This is a genomic window from Streptomyces sp. NPDC055815, assembly GCF_053616475.1.
The window spans coordinates 42,863-59,687 of record NZ_JBSHDU010000039.1; the positions used below are offsets into that span (position 1 = coordinate 42,863).

16 protein-coding genes and 1 tRNA gene are annotated in these 16,825 nt (G+C 73.0%); 15 read left to right on the forward strand and 2 right to left on the reverse strand.

Translation table 11 applies throughout. The features are described from left to right. Nucleotide 1: 1 nt before the first annotated feature. From ACWGN5_RS23935 to ACWGN5_RS23975, 9 genes are all read left to right on the forward strand, one after another. Nucleotides 2-2,095 carry a hypothetical protein gene (locus tag ACWGN5_RS23935; protein WP_453518515.1) on the forward strand — a complete coding sequence of 698 codons (2,094 nt, stop codon included), beginning with the start codon at nt 2-4 and terminating at the stop codon, nt 2,093-2,095. A 224-nt stretch (nt 2,096-2,319) separates the two neighbouring features. Further along, nucleotides 2,320-2,811 carry a hypothetical protein gene (locus ACWGN5_RS23940; protein WP_453518517.1) on the forward strand — a complete coding sequence of 164 codons (492 nt, stop codon included), beginning with the start codon at nt 2,320-2,322 and terminating at the stop codon, nt 2,809-2,811. Nucleotides 2,812-2,822: 11 nt separating this feature from the next. Further along, nucleotides 2,823-3,077 (forward strand): hypothetical protein, encoded by a 255-nt coding sequence (locus ACWGN5_RS23945; RefSeq protein WP_453518519.1) that lies wholly within the window; start codon nt 2,823-2,825, stop codon nt 3,075-3,077. A 6-nt stretch (nt 3,078-3,083) separates the two neighbouring features. Further along, the gene (locus tag ACWGN5_RS23950; RefSeq protein ID WP_453518522.1) at nt 3,084-3,431 is read left to right on the forward strand and encodes a hypothetical protein; all 348 of its coding nucleotides are present in this window, start codon (nt 3,084-3,086) and stop codon (nt 3,429-3,431) included. 85 nt (nt 3,432-3,516) lie between these two features. Further along, nucleotides 3,517-4,245: a DNA methylase gene (locus tag ACWGN5_RS23955; protein ID WP_453518524.1), complete on the forward strand. Its 729-nt coding sequence runs from the start codon at nt 3,517-3,519 to the stop codon at nt 4,243-4,245. Next, entirely contained in the window at nt 4,242-5,159 is a 918-nt protein-coding gene (locus ACWGN5_RS23960) for a bifunctional DNA primase/polymerase (protein ID WP_453518525.1), read from the forward strand. Before ACWGN5_RS23955 ends, ACWGN5_RS23960 begins: the two co-directional genes overlap by 4 nt. A gap of 148 nt (nt 5,160-5,307) precedes the next feature. Beyond that, nucleotides 5,308-6,849, forward strand: a complete 1,542-nt coding sequence (locus ACWGN5_RS23965; protein WP_453518527.1) for a YfjI family protein — start codon at nt 5,308-5,310, stop codon at nt 6,847-6,849. 333 nt (nt 6,850-7,182) lie between these two features. Then, complete coding sequence (locus ACWGN5_RS23970) at nt 7,183-7,413, forward strand: excisionase family DNA-binding protein (RefSeq protein ID WP_453518529.1); 231 nt, start codon at nt 7,183-7,185, stop codon at nt 7,411-7,413. A gap of 11 nt (nt 7,414-7,424) precedes the next feature. Continuing rightward, nucleotides 7,425-8,705 carry a tyrosine-type recombinase/integrase gene (locus ACWGN5_RS23975; RefSeq protein WP_453518531.1) on the forward strand — a complete coding sequence of 427 codons (1,281 nt, stop codon included), beginning with the start codon at nt 7,425-7,427 and terminating at the stop codon, nt 8,703-8,705. Nucleotides 8,706-8,784: 79 nt separating this feature from the next. Here the strand turns inward: ACWGN5_RS23975 and ACWGN5_RS23980 are convergent. Beyond that, nucleotides 8,785-8,859: transfer RNA gene (locus tag ACWGN5_RS23980), tRNA-Cys, on the reverse strand. A gap of 180 nt (nt 8,860-9,039) precedes the next feature. On the opposite strand from ACWGN5_RS23980, the gene ACWGN5_RS23985 reads away from it, so the two are divergent. The 5 genes from ACWGN5_RS23985 to ACWGN5_RS24005 all read left to right on the forward strand — a co-directional run bounded on the left by ACWGN5_RS23985 (nt 9,040) and on the right by ACWGN5_RS24005 (nt 14,092). Further along, complete coding sequence (locus ACWGN5_RS23985) at nt 9,040-10,512, forward strand: MFS transporter (RefSeq protein ID WP_453518532.1); 1,473 nt, start codon at nt 9,040-9,042, stop codon at nt 10,510-10,512. A gap of 42 nt (nt 10,513-10,554) precedes the next feature. Beyond that, entirely contained in the window at nt 10,555-10,743 is a 189-nt protein-coding gene (locus tag ACWGN5_RS23990; protein ID WP_453518534.1) for a hypothetical protein, read from the forward strand. Beyond that, a complete protein-coding gene (locus tag ACWGN5_RS23995) occupies nt 10,740-11,126 on the forward strand; it encodes a type II toxin-antitoxin system death-on-curing family toxin (RefSeq protein WP_453518535.1) in 387 nt (128 codons plus the stop codon). Before ACWGN5_RS23990 ends, ACWGN5_RS23995 begins: the two co-directional genes overlap by 4 nt. Nucleotides 11,127-11,246: 120 nt before the next feature. After that, on the forward strand, nt 11,247-13,043 hold the full coding sequence (locus tag ACWGN5_RS24000) for a DEAD/DEAH box helicase (protein WP_453518585.1): 1,797 nt from the start codon (nt 11,247-11,249) through the stop codon (nt 13,041-13,043). Between the two features lie 407 nt (nt 13,044-13,450). Then, the gene (locus tag ACWGN5_RS24005; RefSeq protein WP_041129456.1) at nt 13,451-14,092 is read left to right on the forward strand and encodes an IclR family transcriptional regulator; all 642 of its coding nucleotides are present in this window, start codon (nt 13,451-13,453) and stop codon (nt 14,090-14,092) included. Between the two features lie 462 nt (nt 14,093-14,554). Here ACWGN5_RS24005 and ACWGN5_RS24010 read toward each other — a convergent pair whose 3' ends face one another. Continuing rightward, on the reverse strand, nt 14,555-15,496 hold the full coding sequence (locus ACWGN5_RS24010; RefSeq protein ID WP_453518538.1) for an ArsR/SmtB family transcription factor: 942 nt from the start codon (nt 15,494-15,496) through the stop codon (nt 14,555-14,557). A 91-nt stretch (nt 15,497-15,587) separates the two neighbouring features. Here ACWGN5_RS24010 and ACWGN5_RS24015 point away from each other — a divergent pair, with 91 nt between their 5' ends. After that, nucleotides 15,588-16,730 (forward strand): alpha/beta hydrolase family protein, encoded by a 1,143-nt coding sequence (locus ACWGN5_RS24015; protein ID WP_453518541.1) that lies wholly within the window; start codon nt 15,588-15,590, stop codon nt 16,728-16,730. Nucleotides 16,731-16,825: the final 95 nt, after the last annotated feature.

Genomic DNA, 16,825 nt, shown 5'->3' on the forward strand with positions numbered 1-16,825 from the left:
CATGGCACCCAACACCGCCACTACGGGGCCGGTGTGGGACTGGGCGGCCGGTCACGGACCCGTGACCGGCGCCTTGTCCGCCACCACCGGAGCCCTCGCCCTCGCGACCACCGGCGCCGCGACCGGCATGCCTGCCGGATGGGCCCTCGCGGCCGGCGCCGCCGGGGCGATCGGCCACACCGTCACCAGCCTCCGCGAGCGCCTGGCCGCCCGCACCATCGGCATGCGCGCCGCGTCCTGGCTGCTCGGGGCCGGATGGACCACGTGGGCCATCACCACCGGCCACCTGACCTGGACCGCCCTCGGCTCGCTGGCCACCCTCGGGGTCGGCATCGGCGCCGCCGCCCGGTCCACCCTCCTGCATGAGGAGGCCCGCGAGCTGGAGGCCATCGCCGCCGCCGAGCGTCAGGTGGCGCGCGAACTGTCCGCCGAACGACGTCAGATCGCGGCGGAGTGGGTGGACCGGGTCCAGCGGGTGTGCGGCGGGATCATCCTGCGCGTCCTCGCGGTGGAGATGTGGCCGACCGGCACCGGCTTCACCATCGACGCCGAACTCCCGCCCGGTGGCGTCACCTACGAGCGGATCGCGCAGTACGCGCCGCAGCTCTCGGCGGACGCCCGCCTCCCGCACGGCTGCACCGCCACCGCCTCGCAGGGCATCGACCAGGGCCGCGTCCTGATCGACGTCACCACGGTCAACGTGCTGGCAGGGGAGATCGAGTACCCCACCGACTACAGCCCGCTGTCCATCCACGCCGGACTGCCCTGGGGCGTGCGCCCGGACGGCCGGGAGGTGAAGGTCTACCTGCGCGAGCAGTGCGCCCTGATCGTGGGGCCGACCGGGTCGGGCAAGACGAACTTCGTCCACGACGTCCTCGCGGGGTTCGCCCGCGCCACCGACATCCTGACCTGGGTCATCGACCTCAACGCAGGATCCGCCGGCCTCCCGTGGGTCCGCCCCGCCCTCAACGGCGGGGGCGGCCAGGAGGCGGTGCGGCCGGGGATCGACTGGCTCGCCGCCTCCTACGAGGAGGCCATGCTCATGCTGGACACGGCGGTCAGTGTCGGCAAGCACCGCAAGGTCGCCTACCAGGACCTCATGGCCCAGGCGAACACCGACCTGCTGCCCGTCTCCGCGCAGATCCCGCAGATCATGCTCGTCATCGACGAGGGCGCCGAGATCCTGACCAGCTCGGATCCGAAGATGCGCAAGCTCGCCACGAAGATCCTGGAGGTCATCCGGCTGCTGCGGGCGATGGGCCTGCGCACCGTCCTGACCGCCCTCGGTGCGACCGGGTCAGTGCTGGGCAACCTGATGATCCGCCGCGAGGCCAAAGCCCGCGTCTGCCTGACCGGCGGCGAGGTCGAGGGCATGGACCTGTCCAAGGTCTTCCCCGGCTCCCGCGGCCTGAAGGTCACCCAGGCCCCCTACAAGGGCGCCGGGTTCATGGGCACCCCCGAGTCGGCGGCCGGACTGTTCAAGGCATGGAGGATCAAGCCCAACCAGATCGCCGACATCGTCCGCGCCACCTCCACCCTCCACCCCCGCCTCGACGCGGAGTCCGCCAAGGCCGCCGGCCCCGGCTACGCCCGCCGCTGGGACAGGGACCGGATCGCGTGGATGCACGACACCCTCACCACCTCGCCGGAGGCCGACACGGCCACCGACGAGACCCCCAAGCGCCCGGGGCTCAACCTCTCCGCCCACCGCGACCAGCAGCCCCCCGCCACCCCTGCGGGCGGTCTGGACGCGGACGCGCTCGCGGCGAAGTTCATGGCCGAGATCGACGCCCAGTTCGGCACCACCGCCGAACCTGGCACCGGGCCGGACGGCGAGCAGTCGCCCACGGGGCTGAACCTCTCCGCCCTCCGCAAGGACCGGGACGAGCAGGGCGGCCCGGACTGGCTGGCGACGGCCATCGCCGCAATCCAGGCCGCTGGGCCGGACGGCATGAAGCCGGCGGCCGTCGCCGACACCGTCGGGCGGGGCCGTGAGTCGGTCCGCAAGGCGCTCAAGGCGGCGGCCGAGCGGGGCGAACTGGTCTACCGCGACCGGGGTCCGCACTCCGTCTACGTCCACCCCGACCACGCCTGACAGCCGCACAGAGGGCTACTGACTACCGCCTACTGCCCACCAGGCAGTAGGCGGAAGAACGCGCCTCTACTGCCCACACGGGCCCTGTGAACAGGGCTTTGGGCAGTAGGCAGTAGCCACTAGGCAGTAGGCGGTAGGCAGTAACTCGACACACAGCGTCACCAGGCCCGGCGGGCGGCACCTCACCACGAGGAGCCGCCCGCCGTCGTTGAAGGGACTCCGTTGTGCACTCCCCGACCCCGTACGAGATCACCCCCACCACCCCCTACGACCGCCCCGCCGTGGTGCGGCGACCGGTGATCCTGCCCGCCGAAATCCCGCCCGGCGTCGACTGGGTCACTCTCCCCAACGGGACTCGCACCCTCGCCTACACCCACCCCGCCCCGGCGCCCACCCCCACTCCGGCCGCCGCGCAGCCGATCCCGGCGTGGGCCAAGACCACCGCCCTGCTCGCGCCCACCGTCGGCGGCGGGATCGCCGCGGCCGGGATCGGGCTCTCCTACGCCGCCCCGGGACTCATCGCCATGAGCCACGCCCTCTGGTCCGCCGCCGCCCTCCTCGTCGCCGCCGTCATCGCCGTCCCCGTCCTCCTGCGGACCGCCCGCCGCGCGGCGACCGGCAGCGGGGGCGGGTCGGGGTCGACGACGCACATCACGCAGAACATCTCTGCGACCGGCCTGTTCGGCCGGGCCAACGGCACCATCAGCCACCACTGAGGAGCCCTTACGTGCCCCGACTGCGCCTCACCGTGGCCACCTGGCCCCGCCGGGCCCTGATCCTGGCCGACACCCCCCGCCCCGACTGCCCGGACTGCCAGGGCGAGGGCGGCTGGAACCGCGACTACGGCGACCACGAGACCGGCGAGTACGCCGGTACCGAATGGGACGCCTGCCCGTGCTGGGACGAGAACACCCGCTGGACCGTCCTGCCCCTCCCGCGCCTGCCCCGCCGTCGCACGTACGACGACGAACCGCCGTTCTGACCGGCCATGGTCCCCCTCCTCGACTGGGGCGACGCCCGACACTTCGACCGCGCACGAGACCTGGCCTGCTGCCTGTGCGGCAGGCCCACCCCGATGCGCTCCCACGCCGGTGAGCCCGTCCACAAGGTGTGCGCGGAGGACTGGAACGCGGCCCACCCGCATGAGGCTCGCCGCTACACCCGACCGAGCCCCGACTGGCCCCAGCACGACATCGGCACGTGGCGCTTCCACAACGACGGCCCCACCACCGACCAGCGGGTGACCGTCCTCAACCCCGTCACCACCGACTCCCCGCCGCCCGCCGTCGTCGACATCGACGTCGAGCCGGGGCAACGCGGCCTGTTCGCCGCGTGACAGCACCAAGGGCGGCCCGCCATCTCGCCAAAGACCGGGCCGCCCTCACATCCAGAACACTGACGATGAACTGGAGACACCCAGCATGACCCAACCCACCCTCATCCGACGAGAGCATCGCACCAGGCCGCTCCTGCTGGACCTGTTCTGCTGCGCCGGCGGCGCCGGAACGGGCTACCACCGCGCCGGGTTCGACGTCGTCGGTGTCGACATCGCCCCGCGCCCCCACTACCCCTTCACCTTCGTCCAGGCAGACGCCCTGCAGTACCTCACCGCCCTGATCACCTCCGGGGAGATCGAGCGGTACGCGATCGTCCACACCTCCCCGCCCTGCCAGGCCGGATGCGCCCTCACCGTCGGCACCAACCGGTCCAAGGGCTGGGGCGGCACCCACGTCGACCTCGTCCCGCCCACCCGCGTCCTGCTGGAGGCGTCCGGTCTGCCGTACGTCATCGAGCAGCCCAACGGCCGCGCGGAGATCCGCAAAGACCTCACCCTGTGCGGCGAGCAGTTCTCCCTCGGCGTCCTGCGCCACCGCAACTTCGAACTCGGCCGGTGGAGCGTCACCCGCCCCACCCACCCCAAGCACCGGGGCCGCGTACGGGGCTGGCGGCACGGCCAGTTCCACGACGGCCCGTACGTCGCCGCCTACGGCAACGGCGGCGGCAAGCCGTCCGTCCCCGAATTGCAGGCCGCCATGGGCATCGACTGGACCGACGTCCGCGAGGAACTCACCGAGGCCATCCCGCCCGCCTACTCCCAGTGGATCGGCACCCGATTTCTCGCCCAGACCCGGGCGGGGGTGGCGGCGTGAACACCCATCTCCTGGAGGCCGCGTTGAGCGCCGCCGGGCGCGGTTGGGCCGTCTTCCCGCTCCGGCCCGGTGACAAGCGGCCCGCCGGACACGCCGAGGACCGCTGCCCCGGCACCGGCCGGTGCGCGGACGGCCACCGCACGCCGGAAGAGCGGGCCACGACCGACCGGGACCGGATCCGGGCGGCCTGGACGCACAAGCCGTACAACGTGGGCCTGGCCACCGGCCCGGCCGGGCTGGTCGTGGTCGACCTGGACCTCCCGAAGGCCACCGACAAGCCGGCGCCCCAGGAGTGGGCGGGATTCCGGGACGGGATCGAGGTGTTCACGGCCGTCTGCGAGCGCGCCGGGCATCCGGTACCGGCCGATACGTACACCGTGCGGACCGGGCGCGGCGGACTGCACCTGTACTTCACCGCGCCTGGGGGAAAGCGGCTTCGTGGGAGCGCAGGGCGGTTGGGGTGGAAGGTCGACACGCGAGCCTGGGGTGGGTACGTGGTGGCCGCCGGCAGCGTGGTCCACCACCGGCCGTACGAAGTCCTCAACGCGGTGGACCCGATCCCCCTCCCCACGTGGCTCTGTGACCTCCTGACCCCACCGCCCGCACCCGCCCCTCTGTCCGTCGCCAGGGTGCGGGCCCGGATCGGGCGCGCGGACCGCTACGCCGCGGCCGCGATGGACGGTGAGCTGGCCAAGCTGGCCGCCGCCCCGGACGGCGAGCACAACCTCACCCTCTACCGGGCCGCCTACGCGCTCGGACGCCTCATCGCCGCCGGAACCCTCCCGGAGCAGGAGGTCACCGACCGGCTCACCGAGGCCGCGCTCGCCAAGGGCCTGGCCGCGTCCCGGACGGCATCGAGCATCCGCGACGGCATCCGCCGCAGCACCCGCAACGCCTTGGCCGGTACCCGATGACCCACGACCCCTGCTTCGCCAAACCGGCCCCGACCACCCCCGGCAGTAGCGCGCCGAAGGTCGTCGCCGAAGGCGTCCCTTTCAGCTCTGACCCGCACCCGACCACCCTCACCGGCCCGTGGGCCCTGACCGATCGGAAGGAACCCGCATGAGCGCGCACGAGCCGGACCTGTGGGCCGGGTTCGAGGAGATGACGGCCGAGGACGTCGCCGGGCCCGTGTGGGACGAGCCCGTACCGCTCGATCCGCGCGGCCAGCTCCCGGTCTTCCCCGTGGACGCGCTGCCCGACTGGCTCGGCGCGATGGCGGCCGGGGTCGCCGAGGAGACGCAGACGCCCGTCGACCTGGCCGGGTGTCTCGCGCTGGCCGTCATCGGCACCGCCGCCGGCGGCCGCCTCACCGTGACCGTGCGCGGGCAGTGGAGCGAGCCGGTCAACCTCTACACCGCCGTGGCCCTGCCGCCCGGCAACCGCAAGAGCGCGGTGTTCGGGCTCATGACCAAGCCCCTGCTCGCCGCCGAGAAGGCGCTCATCGAGCTCACCGCGCCCCAGCGGGCCGAGGCCGCCGCCTCCGCGCGGATCGCCAAGGCCGCGGCCGAGAAGGCCGAGAAGCTGGCCGCCAACGCCGAGGCGGACAAGCTGGCCGAGCTGACCGCCCAGGCCATCTCGCTGACCGAGGCCGCCGAGCGGGCGACCGTGCCGGCCGAGCCGCAGCTCGTCGCCGACGACGTCACCGCCGAGTCCCTGACCACCCTGCTCGCCCAGCAGGACGGGCGGATCTCGATTCTGTCGCCCGAGGGCGAGATCTTCGAGATCATCGCCGGACGCTACTCCGGGGTGCCGAACATGGGGATCTTCCTCAAGGGGCACGCCGGCGACATGGCCCGGGTCAACCGCCAGGCCCGCGACGCCCAGCACATCGAGAACCCCGCCATCACCATGGGCCTGGCCGTGCAGCCCGACGTGCTGGACTCCATCGGGCAGATCAAGGGCGCCGACGGACGCGGTCTGCTCGCCCGGTTCCTCTACTCCAAGCCCGCCTCCCTCGTCGGCTACCGCAACCTCACCCCCGAACTCCTCGCCCCCGACACCGCCGACGCCTACGCCCACAGGCTCGGGCGGCTGGCCCTGACCCTCGCGGCCTGGACCGAGCCCGCCGCACTCACCCTCAGCCCCGAGGCCGACGCGGTCCTGCTCGCCTACCAGCGCGTCACCGAAGCCCGCCTCCGCAAGGACGGGACCCTGGCGCCGATCGTCAACTGGGCCAGCAAGCGCGACGGAGCGGTCGCCCGCATCGCCGGGCTCCTGCACCTCGCCACCCACCCCGAGGACGCCTGGACCCGGCCGATCGCCGCGGCGACGATGGCTGCCGCCACCCGGCTGGGGGACTACTTCACCGCTCACGCCCTGGACGTCTTCAACGCCATGAAGGCCGACCCCGCCCAGGAAGCCGCCCACACGGTCCTGACCCATCTGACCGAGAACCGCACCGCCACCTTCACCAAACGCGACCTCTTCCGCGCGATGCCCCGCTCCGAGTTCCCCGCCATGGGCGACCTCGACCCCGCGCTGAACCTCCTGGAGGACCACGGCTGGGTGCGTCAGCAGCCCCCGCCGCCCCGCACCACCCGCGGCGGCCGGCCGCCCTCCCCCCGCTACGAGAGCCACCCCCGCATCACCCGCGCCGCCTGAAAACCCCCGAAACCTCTGACAGAACTGACAGAACCTCCCGACCAGCCGCCTGACCTGCAAGAACGGGCACTTTCGGAGCTCTGACAGAACCTCCGAAAACTCTGACAGAACTCCAAAAACCTCGCCCTGGGGCGAGCTGCCCGCTCCGACAGAACCGAGGTTTTCGAGGTTCTGTCGGAGTTTTTTGAGGTTTTGTCACAACGGCCGATGTGGCCAAACCAGCAGGTCAGACGGCATGCGGCGAGGTTCTGTCAGTTCTGTCAGCACTTTCCGGGGTTTTCGCGCTGCGGCACCCCGGTCTTAGCCGAAGGACCACCACGAGGAGTGCACCGGATGGATCACCGAGACCTCGACTCACACGAAGACCCCACGCTCGCCCTCCTGACCGTCGAGGAGGCCGCCCGACGGCTCCGCATCGGGCGCACCCTCTGCTTCCGCCTCATCGGATCGGGAGAGCTGGAGTCGGTCCCTGTGGGTCGGCTCCGCAGGGTTCCCCCTGCCGCACTTCACGACTACGTAGACCGACTCCGTGCGGCCAATCGGACTGCCGCGGTGGCACGCTGAAAAGGAAATCAGTGGAAGAGAAGACGAAGCGCACGCGCCAACCCAACGGTCGGTCTTCGATCTACCTGGGGAAGGACGGCAAGTGGCACGGCCGCGTCACGGTCGGCATCCGCGACAACGGTGAGCCGGACCGCCGGCACGTCGAGCGGAAGACACGCACCGAAGTGGCGGAAGCGGTCCGCGAGCTGGAACGGCAGCGGGACGCCAAGACCGTGCGAAAGCCGGGCAAGCCCTGGACGGTCAAGGCGTGGCTGACGCACTGGATCGAGAACGTCGCTCCCCTCGCCGTCAACGACAACACGATGGTCGGGTACGGCGTGGCCGTCCGGAAGCACCTGATCCCTGGCCTGGGGGCGCATCGCCTCGACAGGCTCAAGCCGGAGCACATCGAGGCGTTCTACGCCAAGATGCAGGCCAACGGCAGCAAGTCCGCGACCGCTCACCAGGCTCACCGAACCTTGCGCACCTCCCTTAACGAGGCCGTGCGGCGCGGACATCTCGGCAAGAACCCCGTGCAGTTGGCGAAAGCACCGAAGACGGGGGAGTACGACGTGGAGCCCTACAGCGTCCAAGAGGTCCAGCGTTTGCTCAAGGCTGCTGCTCGGGACCGTAACTCCGCCCGTTGGGCCGTCGCGCTTGCCCTCGGACTACGCCAAGGGGAAGTGCTCGGTCTCCGGTGGGAGGACGTGGACCTCGACGGCGGGTTCCTCGTGGTTCGGCGCAGCCGTCACCGCCCGCAGTACGCCCACGGGTGCGTGGAACCCTGCGGGCGCAAGGCCGCCGGATACTGTCCGCAGAGGGTTCGTACGAACCCCGAGCTGGCCCCGACCAAGTCACGCGCCGGCCGCCGCGCGGTCGGTCTCCCCGAACAGCTTGTCGACCTGCTCAAGGCGCATCTCAAGGCGCAGGAAGGGGAGCGGGAAGCGGCGGGGGAGCGGTGGAAGGAGAACGGCCTGGTCTTCCCGGATGAGCACGGCCGCAGCCCGTCACACCGCCGGGACTGGGCCGAGTGGAAGGCTCTGCTCGTAGAGGCGAAGGTTCGGGACGGGCGTCTGCACGACGCGCGCCACACGGCCGCCACGGTCCTGCTCATCCTCGGCGTCCCTGAGAGGGCCGTCATGGGCCTCATGGGGTGGTCGACCACGGCCATGGCCGCCCGCTATCAGCACATGGTGGATGCGGTGCGGACGGACATCGCACGGCAGGTGGACGGCCTGATCTGGCAGCCCAGGACGGATCGGCCGGGGGGCGGCGACGAGGGGCCGGCCGGGGTGCTCGTACCGGCCGAATGAGACGGAAACTGAGACGGGCGTAGAAAGGGCGGCACCTCGTGAGGGGTGCCGCCCTTTTTCTTTTGCCTGGTCAAGGCCCTGGAGACCGTGGCGGGAATTGAACCCGCGTAACTCGCTTTGCAGGCGAGCCCCTCAACCACTCGGGCACACGGTCGTGTTGTGCACGAGTACGACCGTAGGGCGGGGGTCGGGAGGGGCTCAAGGGTTTCCGGGCGCACGCCATGCGACTGCCATACGGCCGCAACATTCCGTTCGTGGTCGTACGTCCAACGGCCGAGGGCGACCGGGACTCCCGACAGGAGCCAACCCGGTAATCACCTCTTACTCTGAGGGAATGAGCGCCCTCGAACCGCGCGACGCCGACGTCGCCCCCACCCCCGGACCCCCCGCCGCCCCCGACGGCACCAAGGGGTCCGTCCTCGACCCGGACCACCGGGCGCTCAGCATCGGCATCGTCTCCGTCGTCCTGCTCATCGCCTTCGAGGCGACCGCCGTCGGCACCGCCATGCCCGTGGCCGCCCGCGAGCTCGACGGCATCCCCCTCTACGCCTTCGCCTTCTCCGCGTACTTCACCACCAGCCTCTTCGGCATGGTCCTCGCCGGCCAGTGGTCCGACCGCGGCGGCCCGCTCGCCCCGCTCACCAGCGGCATCAGCGCCTTCGCCGCCGGACTGCTCCTCTCCGGGACCGCCGGCGCCATGTGGCAGTTCATCCTCGGCCGCGCCGTCCAGGGCCTCGGCGGCGGCCTCGTCATCGTCGCGCTGTACGTGATCGTCAGCCGCGCCTACTCCGAACACCTCAGGCCCGCGATCATGGCCGCCTTCGCCGCCGCCTGGGTCGTCCCCTCCGTCGTCGGCCCCCTCGCCGCCGGAACCGTCACCGAGCACCTCGGCTGGCGCTGGGTCTTCGTCGGCATCCCCGCCCTCGTCGTCTTCCCGCTGGCCCTCGCCCTCCCCGCGATCCGCCGCACCGCCTCGGGCCCCGCCGACCCGGCCGCGCCCCTCGCCCCCTGGGACCGGCGCCGGATCCTGCTGGCCCTGTCCATCTCGGCGGGCGCCGCGCTCCTCCAGTACGCCGGGCAGGAACTGCGGTGGCTCTCCCTCCTGCCCGCCGCCGCCGGCCTCGCGCTCCTCGTGCCCGCCGTCCGCGGTCTGCTGCCGCGCGGCACCTACCGGGCCGCCCGCGGACTGCCGTCCGTCATCCTGCTCCGCGGCATCGCCGCCGGGTCCTTCATCGCCGCCGAGTCCTTCGTCCCGCTGATGCTGGTCTCCCAGCGCGGCCTCAGCCCCACCCTGGCCGGCCTCTCCCTGGCCGTCGGCGGCCTCACCTGGGCTCTCGGCTCCTGGATCCAGTCCCGGCCGTGGACGGAGCCGTACCGCGAGCGGCTCGTCGTCCTCGGCATGCTCCTCGTCGCCCTCGCGATCGCCGCCGCGCCCAGCGTCCTGATCGCGTCCGTGCCCGTGTGGGTCGTCGCGGTCGCCTGGGCCTTCGGCTGCCTCGGCATGGGCGCCGTGATCGCCTCGACGAGCGTGCTCCTCATGAAGCTCTCCGCCCCCGAGGAGGTCGGCGCGAACTCGGCCGTGCTCCAGATCTCCGACGGCCTCTCCAACGTCCTGCTGCTCGCGGCCGGCGGCGCGGCCTTCGCCGCGCTCGGCGGCGGCGCGGTGGGCCACGCGATGGACGCGGGCACCACCACCGGCTCCCACCCGGCCGCCTTCGCGGCCGTCTTCCTGCCGATGGCGGGGGTGGCGGCGGTGGGCGGCTGGGTGGCGACGCGGCTGCACGCGGCCGGGGCCGACGCGGCGTAAACCCGTCGCCGTCGGTGCCGACGTCCCCCTAATCTCCCCGGCATGCGTGAGATGACCCTTCCGGTCGGTGACGGGTTCGCCGACCTCGCCGATGCCCTGGGGCTCACCCCGGAGGAGCTGGCCGCCGAGGCGTGCGAGCGGGTCGTGGAGGCCCGGGCCGAGCTCGTGCGCCGCGAGGCCCTGCGCCTCGCCCGGCGTCACGACTCCCTGCTGAGGAGGCTCGGCGAATGAGCGACACGAGCCGTTTTCTGACCGTCGCCGAAGCCGCCGATGTCGCCCGGACCGCCTTCACCGGCGACGGCGTGCCCGAGCTGCGCGCGCCGGGGCTCCTCGAGTCCGCCGTGCACCGGCCCCGCGCCCGGATGTACGGGGAGAGCGCGTACGGGGACGTGTACGAGCAGGCCGCCGCGCTGCTGCACGCGGTCGCGACGAACCACCCCTTCGTCGACGGGAACAAGCGGGCGGCCTGGCTCTCCGCGGCCGTCTTCCTCGCCGTCAACGGAGTCGATCTCGGCGACGCCGACCTCGATCGCGCATACGACCTGGTCATCGCCGTGGCGAGCGGTGAGCTGGGGGATATTCCGGACATCGCGTCGCGGCTTCGGGAGCTGTGAGGACCGTCTCAAGCGGGCCCGCCACGCCTTCGCGCGGGGCGGGTCGCGACGCCCACACCGGTAAGGTGGCCCGGTTGTCATATCTGGACTGTCATTTCGTGACGAGCGTCGAACCCGGAGATCGTGACTACTACCGCCACCTCCTCCCATCACCTTTCTCCCGCCTTCCCAGGACGGGCCCCGTGGGGTACCGCCAACAAGCTGCGAGCCTGGCAGCAGGGCGCGATGGAGAAGTACATCCAGGAGCAGCCCCGTGACTTCCTCGCGGTCGCCACGCCCGGCGCCGGCAAGACCACCTTCGCCCTGACCCTCGCCTCATGGCTGCTGCACCACCACGTCGTGCAGCAGATCACCGTGGTCGCCCCCACCGAGCACCTCAAGAAGCAGTGGGCGGCCGCGGCGGCGCGGATAGGGATCAAGCTGGACCCCGACTACAGCGCGGGGCCGCTGAGCAAGGAGTACGACGGGATCGCCATCACGTACGCCGGCGTCGGCGTACGGCCCATGCTCCACCGCAACCGTTCCGAACAGCGCAAGACCCTCGTCATCCTCGACGAGATCCACCACGCCGGAGACTCCAAGTCCTGGGGCGAGGCCTGCCTGGAGGCCTTCGAGCCCGCCACCCGGCGCCTCGCCCTCACCGGCACGCCCTTCCGCTCCGACACCAACCCGATCCCCTTCGTCACGTACGAGGAGGGGAACGACGGCATCCGGCGGTCGTCGGCCGACTACACCTACGGCTACGGCAACGCCCTCGGCGACGGCGTCGTCCGCCCGGTCATCTTCCTCTCCTACAGCGGCAACATGCGCTGGCGCACCAAGGCCGGCGACGAGATCGCCGCCCGCCTCGGCGAGCCCATGACCAAGGACGCCGTCTCGCAGGCCTGGCGCACCGCCCTGGACGCCAAGGGCGACTGGATGCCGAACGTCCTGCGCGCCGCCGACCAGCGGCTCACCGAGGTCCGGAAGTCCATCCCGGACGCCGGCGGCCTCGTCATCGCCTCCGACCAGGACTCGGCCCGCTCGTACGCCAAGCTGATCCGCGAGATCACCGGCACCAAGGCCACCGTCGTCCTCTCCGACGACACCGGCGCCTCCAGCCGCATCGACGAGTTCAGCGAGAACACCGACCGCTGGATGGTCGCCGTCCGCATGGTGTCCGAAGGCGTCGACGTCCCCCGCCTCGCCGTCGGCGTGTACGCGACGACCATCTCGACCCCGCTGTTCTTCGCCCAGGCCGTCGGCCGCTTCGTGCGATCGCGCAGGCGCGGCGAGACCGCCTCCGTGTTCCTTCCGACGATCCCCAGCCTCCTCGGTTTCGCCAACGAGATGGAGGTCGAGCGCGACCACGTCCTCGACCGCCCGAAGAAGGCCGGCGAGGACGAGGACCCGTACGCCGAGTCCGAGAAGGAGCTGGCCGAGGCCGAGCGCCAGCAGGACGAGGACACCGGCGAGCAGGACATGCTGCCCTTCGAGGCGCTGGAGTCCGACGCCGTCTTCGACCGCGTGCTCTACAACAGCGCCGAGTTCGGCATGCAGGCCCACCCCGGCAGCGAGGAGGAGCAGGACTACCTCGGCATCCCCGGCCTCCTCGAACCCGACCAGGTCCAGCTGCTCCTCCAGAAGCGCCAGGCCCGGCAGATCGCGCACAGCCGCAAGAAGCCCGACACCGAGGCCGACCTGCTGGAGCTTCCGGCGGAGCGGCGGCCCGTCGTTTCCCACAAGGAGCTGCTTGAGCTGAGGAAACAGCTCAACACGATGGTCGGTGCGTACGTTCACCAGAGCGGCAAGCCGCACGGCGTCATCCACACCGAGCTGCGGCGGGTGTGTGGCGGGCCGCCGAGCGCCGAGGCGACGGCGGGACAGATCCGGGAACGGATCAAGAAGGTCCAGGAGTGGGCCACCCGGATGCGCTGACCGCAGACGTTTCGAGGCCCGTACGCCGGGGGGTGCGTACGGGCCTCGGGCGTCCCGCGGAGGCGGGAGCGGGCCAGGAGACCGGCCCCCACGGTCGGCCTCCGGCCACCCCCACGCTACGTGCACGACATAGCCGATCTTGTCCGCCAAAGTCCCACGTCCGACCGACGAAGGTCCCGAACCGTCTTGATCCGCCCGCCTGCGCCCGGATTCTGGACGAGGTCTTCCGCTGAGCGGAGCGCGCCGCTACTGTCCCGGCTCACAAGCATTCGCCCCGTGGCAGCGCCGCCGCGGAGCGCAGCCGGTGTACCCCTTCCTGCCGGCGGCCTCTGACGTGCGTCGCCGCGGGACCGGCGCCGCAACTCCGTGAGAGATCCGCCGCCACTCACCTCGAAGGAGAGGGCGTCGTGACCGCGGAGACCTCCCAGACGCTCGACCGGGGACTCAGAGTCCTCAAACTGCTCGCCGACACCGACCACGGTCTGACGGTCACCGAGTTGTCCAACAAACTCGGCGTCAACCGGACCGTGGTCTACCGGCTCCTCGCCACGCTGGAGCAGCACGCCCTCGTCCGCCGCGACCTCGGCGGGCGGGCCCGCGTCGGCCTCGGCGTGCTCCGGCTCGGCCGGCAGGTCCACCCGCTCGTGCGGGAAGCCGCGCTGCCCGCGCTGCGCTCGCTCGCCGAGGACATAGGGGCGACGGCCCACCTGACGCTCGTCGACGGGGCGGAGGCGCTCGCCGTCGCGGTCGTCGAACCCACCTGGACCGACTACCACGTCGCCTACCGGGCCGGCTTCCGGCACCCGCTCGACCGGGGCGCCGCCGGCCGCGCGATCCTCGCCGCCCGGCAGGGCGGCCTGACCGAACCCGGCTTCACCCTCACCCACGGCGAACTGGAGGCCGGCGCGAGCGGCGCGGCGGCACCGCTGGTCGGCGTCACGGGCGTCGAGGGCAGCGTCGGCGTCGTCATGCTGGCGGACGCGGTGCCGGAGCGGGTGGGGCCGCGGGTGGTGGACGCGGCGAGGGAGGTCGCGGACGCGCTGCGCTAGAGCGCGCGGCAACGAGCACGTCCGGGGGAGGGCCCGCACGCGGCTGGACGGCACCCACGCCGGGCCTTTCCCCCACCCCGCGCGACCCACACCCGTGCTGGGCGGCGCCCCGCTCCCGTGTCGCGCCCGCACCCGTGCTGGGCGGCGCCCAGGCCCACCCCCGTGTGGGGCCCGCGCCCGCTGCCGTGTGGGCAATCGTCCCGCAGGGCGGGACGGGTGGGCACACGGGACGGCGCCCTTCCGCGGCGCCTCCGCGTCCCGAGCCTGAACCCGCACCCCGTGCACCGAGCTGGTGGTGCGGGTCCAGGCGCGTAAGCCTCTGGCGCCGGCAAGGGGCGCCGTTCCGTTGTGCCCACCCGTTCCGCCCCTTGCGGAACGCCTGCCCACAACGGGGCGGAAGCGCGCCCACAACGGGGCGGAAGCGCGCCCGCAACGGGCGGACGCGCGCCCGCAGCGGTGGCGTTACGGTCTCAGTAGGTCGCCCAGGGGCGTCGGCGCGTGGTGGACCGATCTGCCCGTGCGGGTCGTCGTCAGGAGGCCCGCCGCGCGGAGCGCCTGCGCGTGGGCCGAGGCCGTCGCGTTGCTGACGCCCAGCCGCCGGGCCAGTTCCGTCGTCGTGCGGGGTGACGTGAGCGCCCGGAGGAGTTCGGCACGGGTACGGCCCAGGACCCCCGCGAGCGCGTCCTCGCCCGGCGCGCCCGGCGGAGCGGGCGGCAGGCCCCCGCCCGCCGGGTACGTCAGGACCACGGGGGAGTCGGGGACGTCCTGGACCAGCGCCCCGCCCCGCCAGTGGAAGGTCGGCAGCAGGATCAGGCCCCGCCCGGCCAGGTGGACGTCACGAGGGGCTCCCGGCCACTCCCAGACGCCGTCCCGCAGCCCCGGCGACAGGGCATCGAGCGCCGCCCCCAGGCCCCCCTCCGCCACCGCCAGCGCGTGCCGGGTGAACTCCGCCCGGTGCAGGTCCTGGACCAGCGGCCACACGGGCGCCAGGACCGTCTCGTACGCCGCCCGCTGCGCCCGTTCCAGGACCCGCCACGCCTCCGGGCTCCCCGCGTGCAGGTCCCGGATCCACGGCGGCGCGGCGCCCCGACCCGCGTACACCCGCTCAAGCTCCGACCGTACGAACTCCGGCCGGGCCGACCGGATCAGCGTGAGGCCCTCCTCCCGCGTCTCGCCGAGGACGTCGAGGAAGTACGGCGCCACCCCGCCCGGCACCAGGTCCGCGAGCGGCTCGGCCGCGCCCGGCAGGGCGCGCAGCAGCCTGCCCCGCCACCGCCCGAAGAGCAGCGACTCGTGCGGGGCGCCCAGCATCATCAGCGCGGCGTGCAGTTCGGGCACGGGCGCCGGCCGGGGCGCGAACCGCACCCGGGTGAAGTCCTCCGCCGTGAAGTGGATGCGCAGCAATCCCCGACCTTTCCCCCGACCCGTGCGCCAGCCTTTCGGGCCAGGCCTGAACCTTCGTGCTCCGGCCCGCCCCGCCCCCAGGATGCCGTGCATGACACCGCATCCCGCACCCAGCCGCCGTACCGTCGCCAAGGGCGCGCTCCTCGGCGCCGCCGCCGCCCTGTTCGGCGCCTCCGCCGCCCGCGCCGCGGACGGTCCGACGGCGCTTTCGTCCGCCCGCGCCGCGGACGGTCCTGCGCCGCTCCGGCTGCCCGCGCCGACCGGCCCCCACCCCGTCGGCCTCCGCACCTTCGCCCTGACGGACCCCGGACGCGACGACCCCTGGCAGCCCGGCCCCCGGGAGCTGATGATCAGCGTCCTGTACCCCGCCCGTACCGTCCGCGGCTGTCCCCGCGCCCCGCAGCTCACCCCCGACGAGGCCGAGGCCTTCGCCGAGCTGGCGCCCTTCGTACACCCCGGTCTCCCGGCCGCCGGCGTCGACTGGGGCGCGGTCCTCACCCACGGGCACCCGGACGCGCCGCCGCTCCCGGGCCGGCGCCCGGTGCTGCTGTACACCCCCGGCGGCGGCGACTCCCGCACCCTCGGTACGACCCTCGCCGAGGACCTCGCGAGCCACGGCCGGGTCGTGGTCCTCGTCGACCACCCCGGCGACGCCAGCCAGGTGGAGCTGCCGAGCGGTGTGCGCCGGACCGTCCTCATGGGGCCGCCCGACCCCGCGACCTTCCGCACCATGATCGACACCCGGGTCGCCGACCTCCGCCTCGTCCTCGACCGGCTCGGCGACCTGCCCCTCGCCCCCGTCATGGACCTGCGCCGGATCGGTGTGTACGGGCACTCCGCGGGCGGCACCGCCGCGGTCCACGCACTGGCCTCCGACGACCGGATCGCCGCCGGGGTCAACCTGGAGGGGTACCTCGACCTCGACCCGGAGCTCATGGCGGGCCTCGACCGGCCCCTGCTGATGTTCCGCACGGACGGCTTCGAGGAGTCGGCCCGCCTCGAACGCTCCTGGGCCGGCATCCCCGCCCGCCGCGTACTGCTCCCCGACGCCAACCACTGGATCTTCAGCGACTACGCGCACCTCGTCCCGCAGCTCCAGGCCGCCGGGCTCGTCACCGAGGGGGCGCGGGCCGCGCTCGTGGGGGCCGGGGACGCGGGGGCGACGTCCGCCGTCGTACGGCGCGGAGTGCGGTCCTTCTTCGCCCACCACCTCCCGGCCGCCGTGCGCCGGTGACCACGCCCGGGCCGGGGACCGAGGCGCCCTCGACCGGGCCCCGGTGACCACGGGCCGGTGACCGCCGCGCCCCCGGTGACCACCCCCCGGCCCGG

Bases quoted from the DNA above. Each gene is read 5' to 3' on its own strand.
- ACWGN5_RS23995 (WP_453518535.1), top strand. From the start codon at position 10,740: ATGAGCGACACGAGCCGTTTTCTGACCGTCGCCGAAGCCGCCGATGTC.
- ACWGN5_RS23935 (WP_453518515.1), top strand. From the start codon at position 2: ATGGCACCCAACACCGCCACTACGGGGCCGGTGTGGGACTGGGCGGCC.
- ACWGN5_RS23970 (WP_453518529.1), top strand. From the start codon at position 7,183: ATGGATCACCGAGACCTCGACTCACACGAAGACCCCACGCTCGCCCTC.
- ACWGN5_RS23985 (WP_453518532.1), top strand. From the start codon at position 9,040: ATGAGCGCCCTCGAACCGCGCGACGCCGACGTCGCCCCCACCCCCGGA.
- ACWGN5_RS23955 (WP_453518524.1), top strand. From the start codon at position 3,517: ATGACCCAACCCACCCTCATCCGACGAGAGCATCGCACCAGGCCGCTC.
- ACWGN5_RS24015 (WP_453518541.1), top strand. From the start codon at position 15,588: ATGACACCGCATCCCGCACCCAGCCGCCGTACCGTCGCCAAGGGCGCG.
- ACWGN5_RS23965 (WP_453518527.1), top strand. From the start codon at position 5,308: ATGAGCGCGCACGAGCCGGACCTGTGGGCCGGGTTCGAGGAGATGACG.
- ACWGN5_RS23950 (WP_453518522.1), top strand. From the start codon at position 3,084: ATGGTCCCCCTCCTCGACTGGGGCGACGCCCGACACTTCGACCGCGCA.
- ACWGN5_RS23990 (WP_453518534.1), top strand. From the start codon at position 10,555: ATGCGTGAGATGACCCTTCCGGTCGGTGACGGGTTCGCCGACCTCGCC.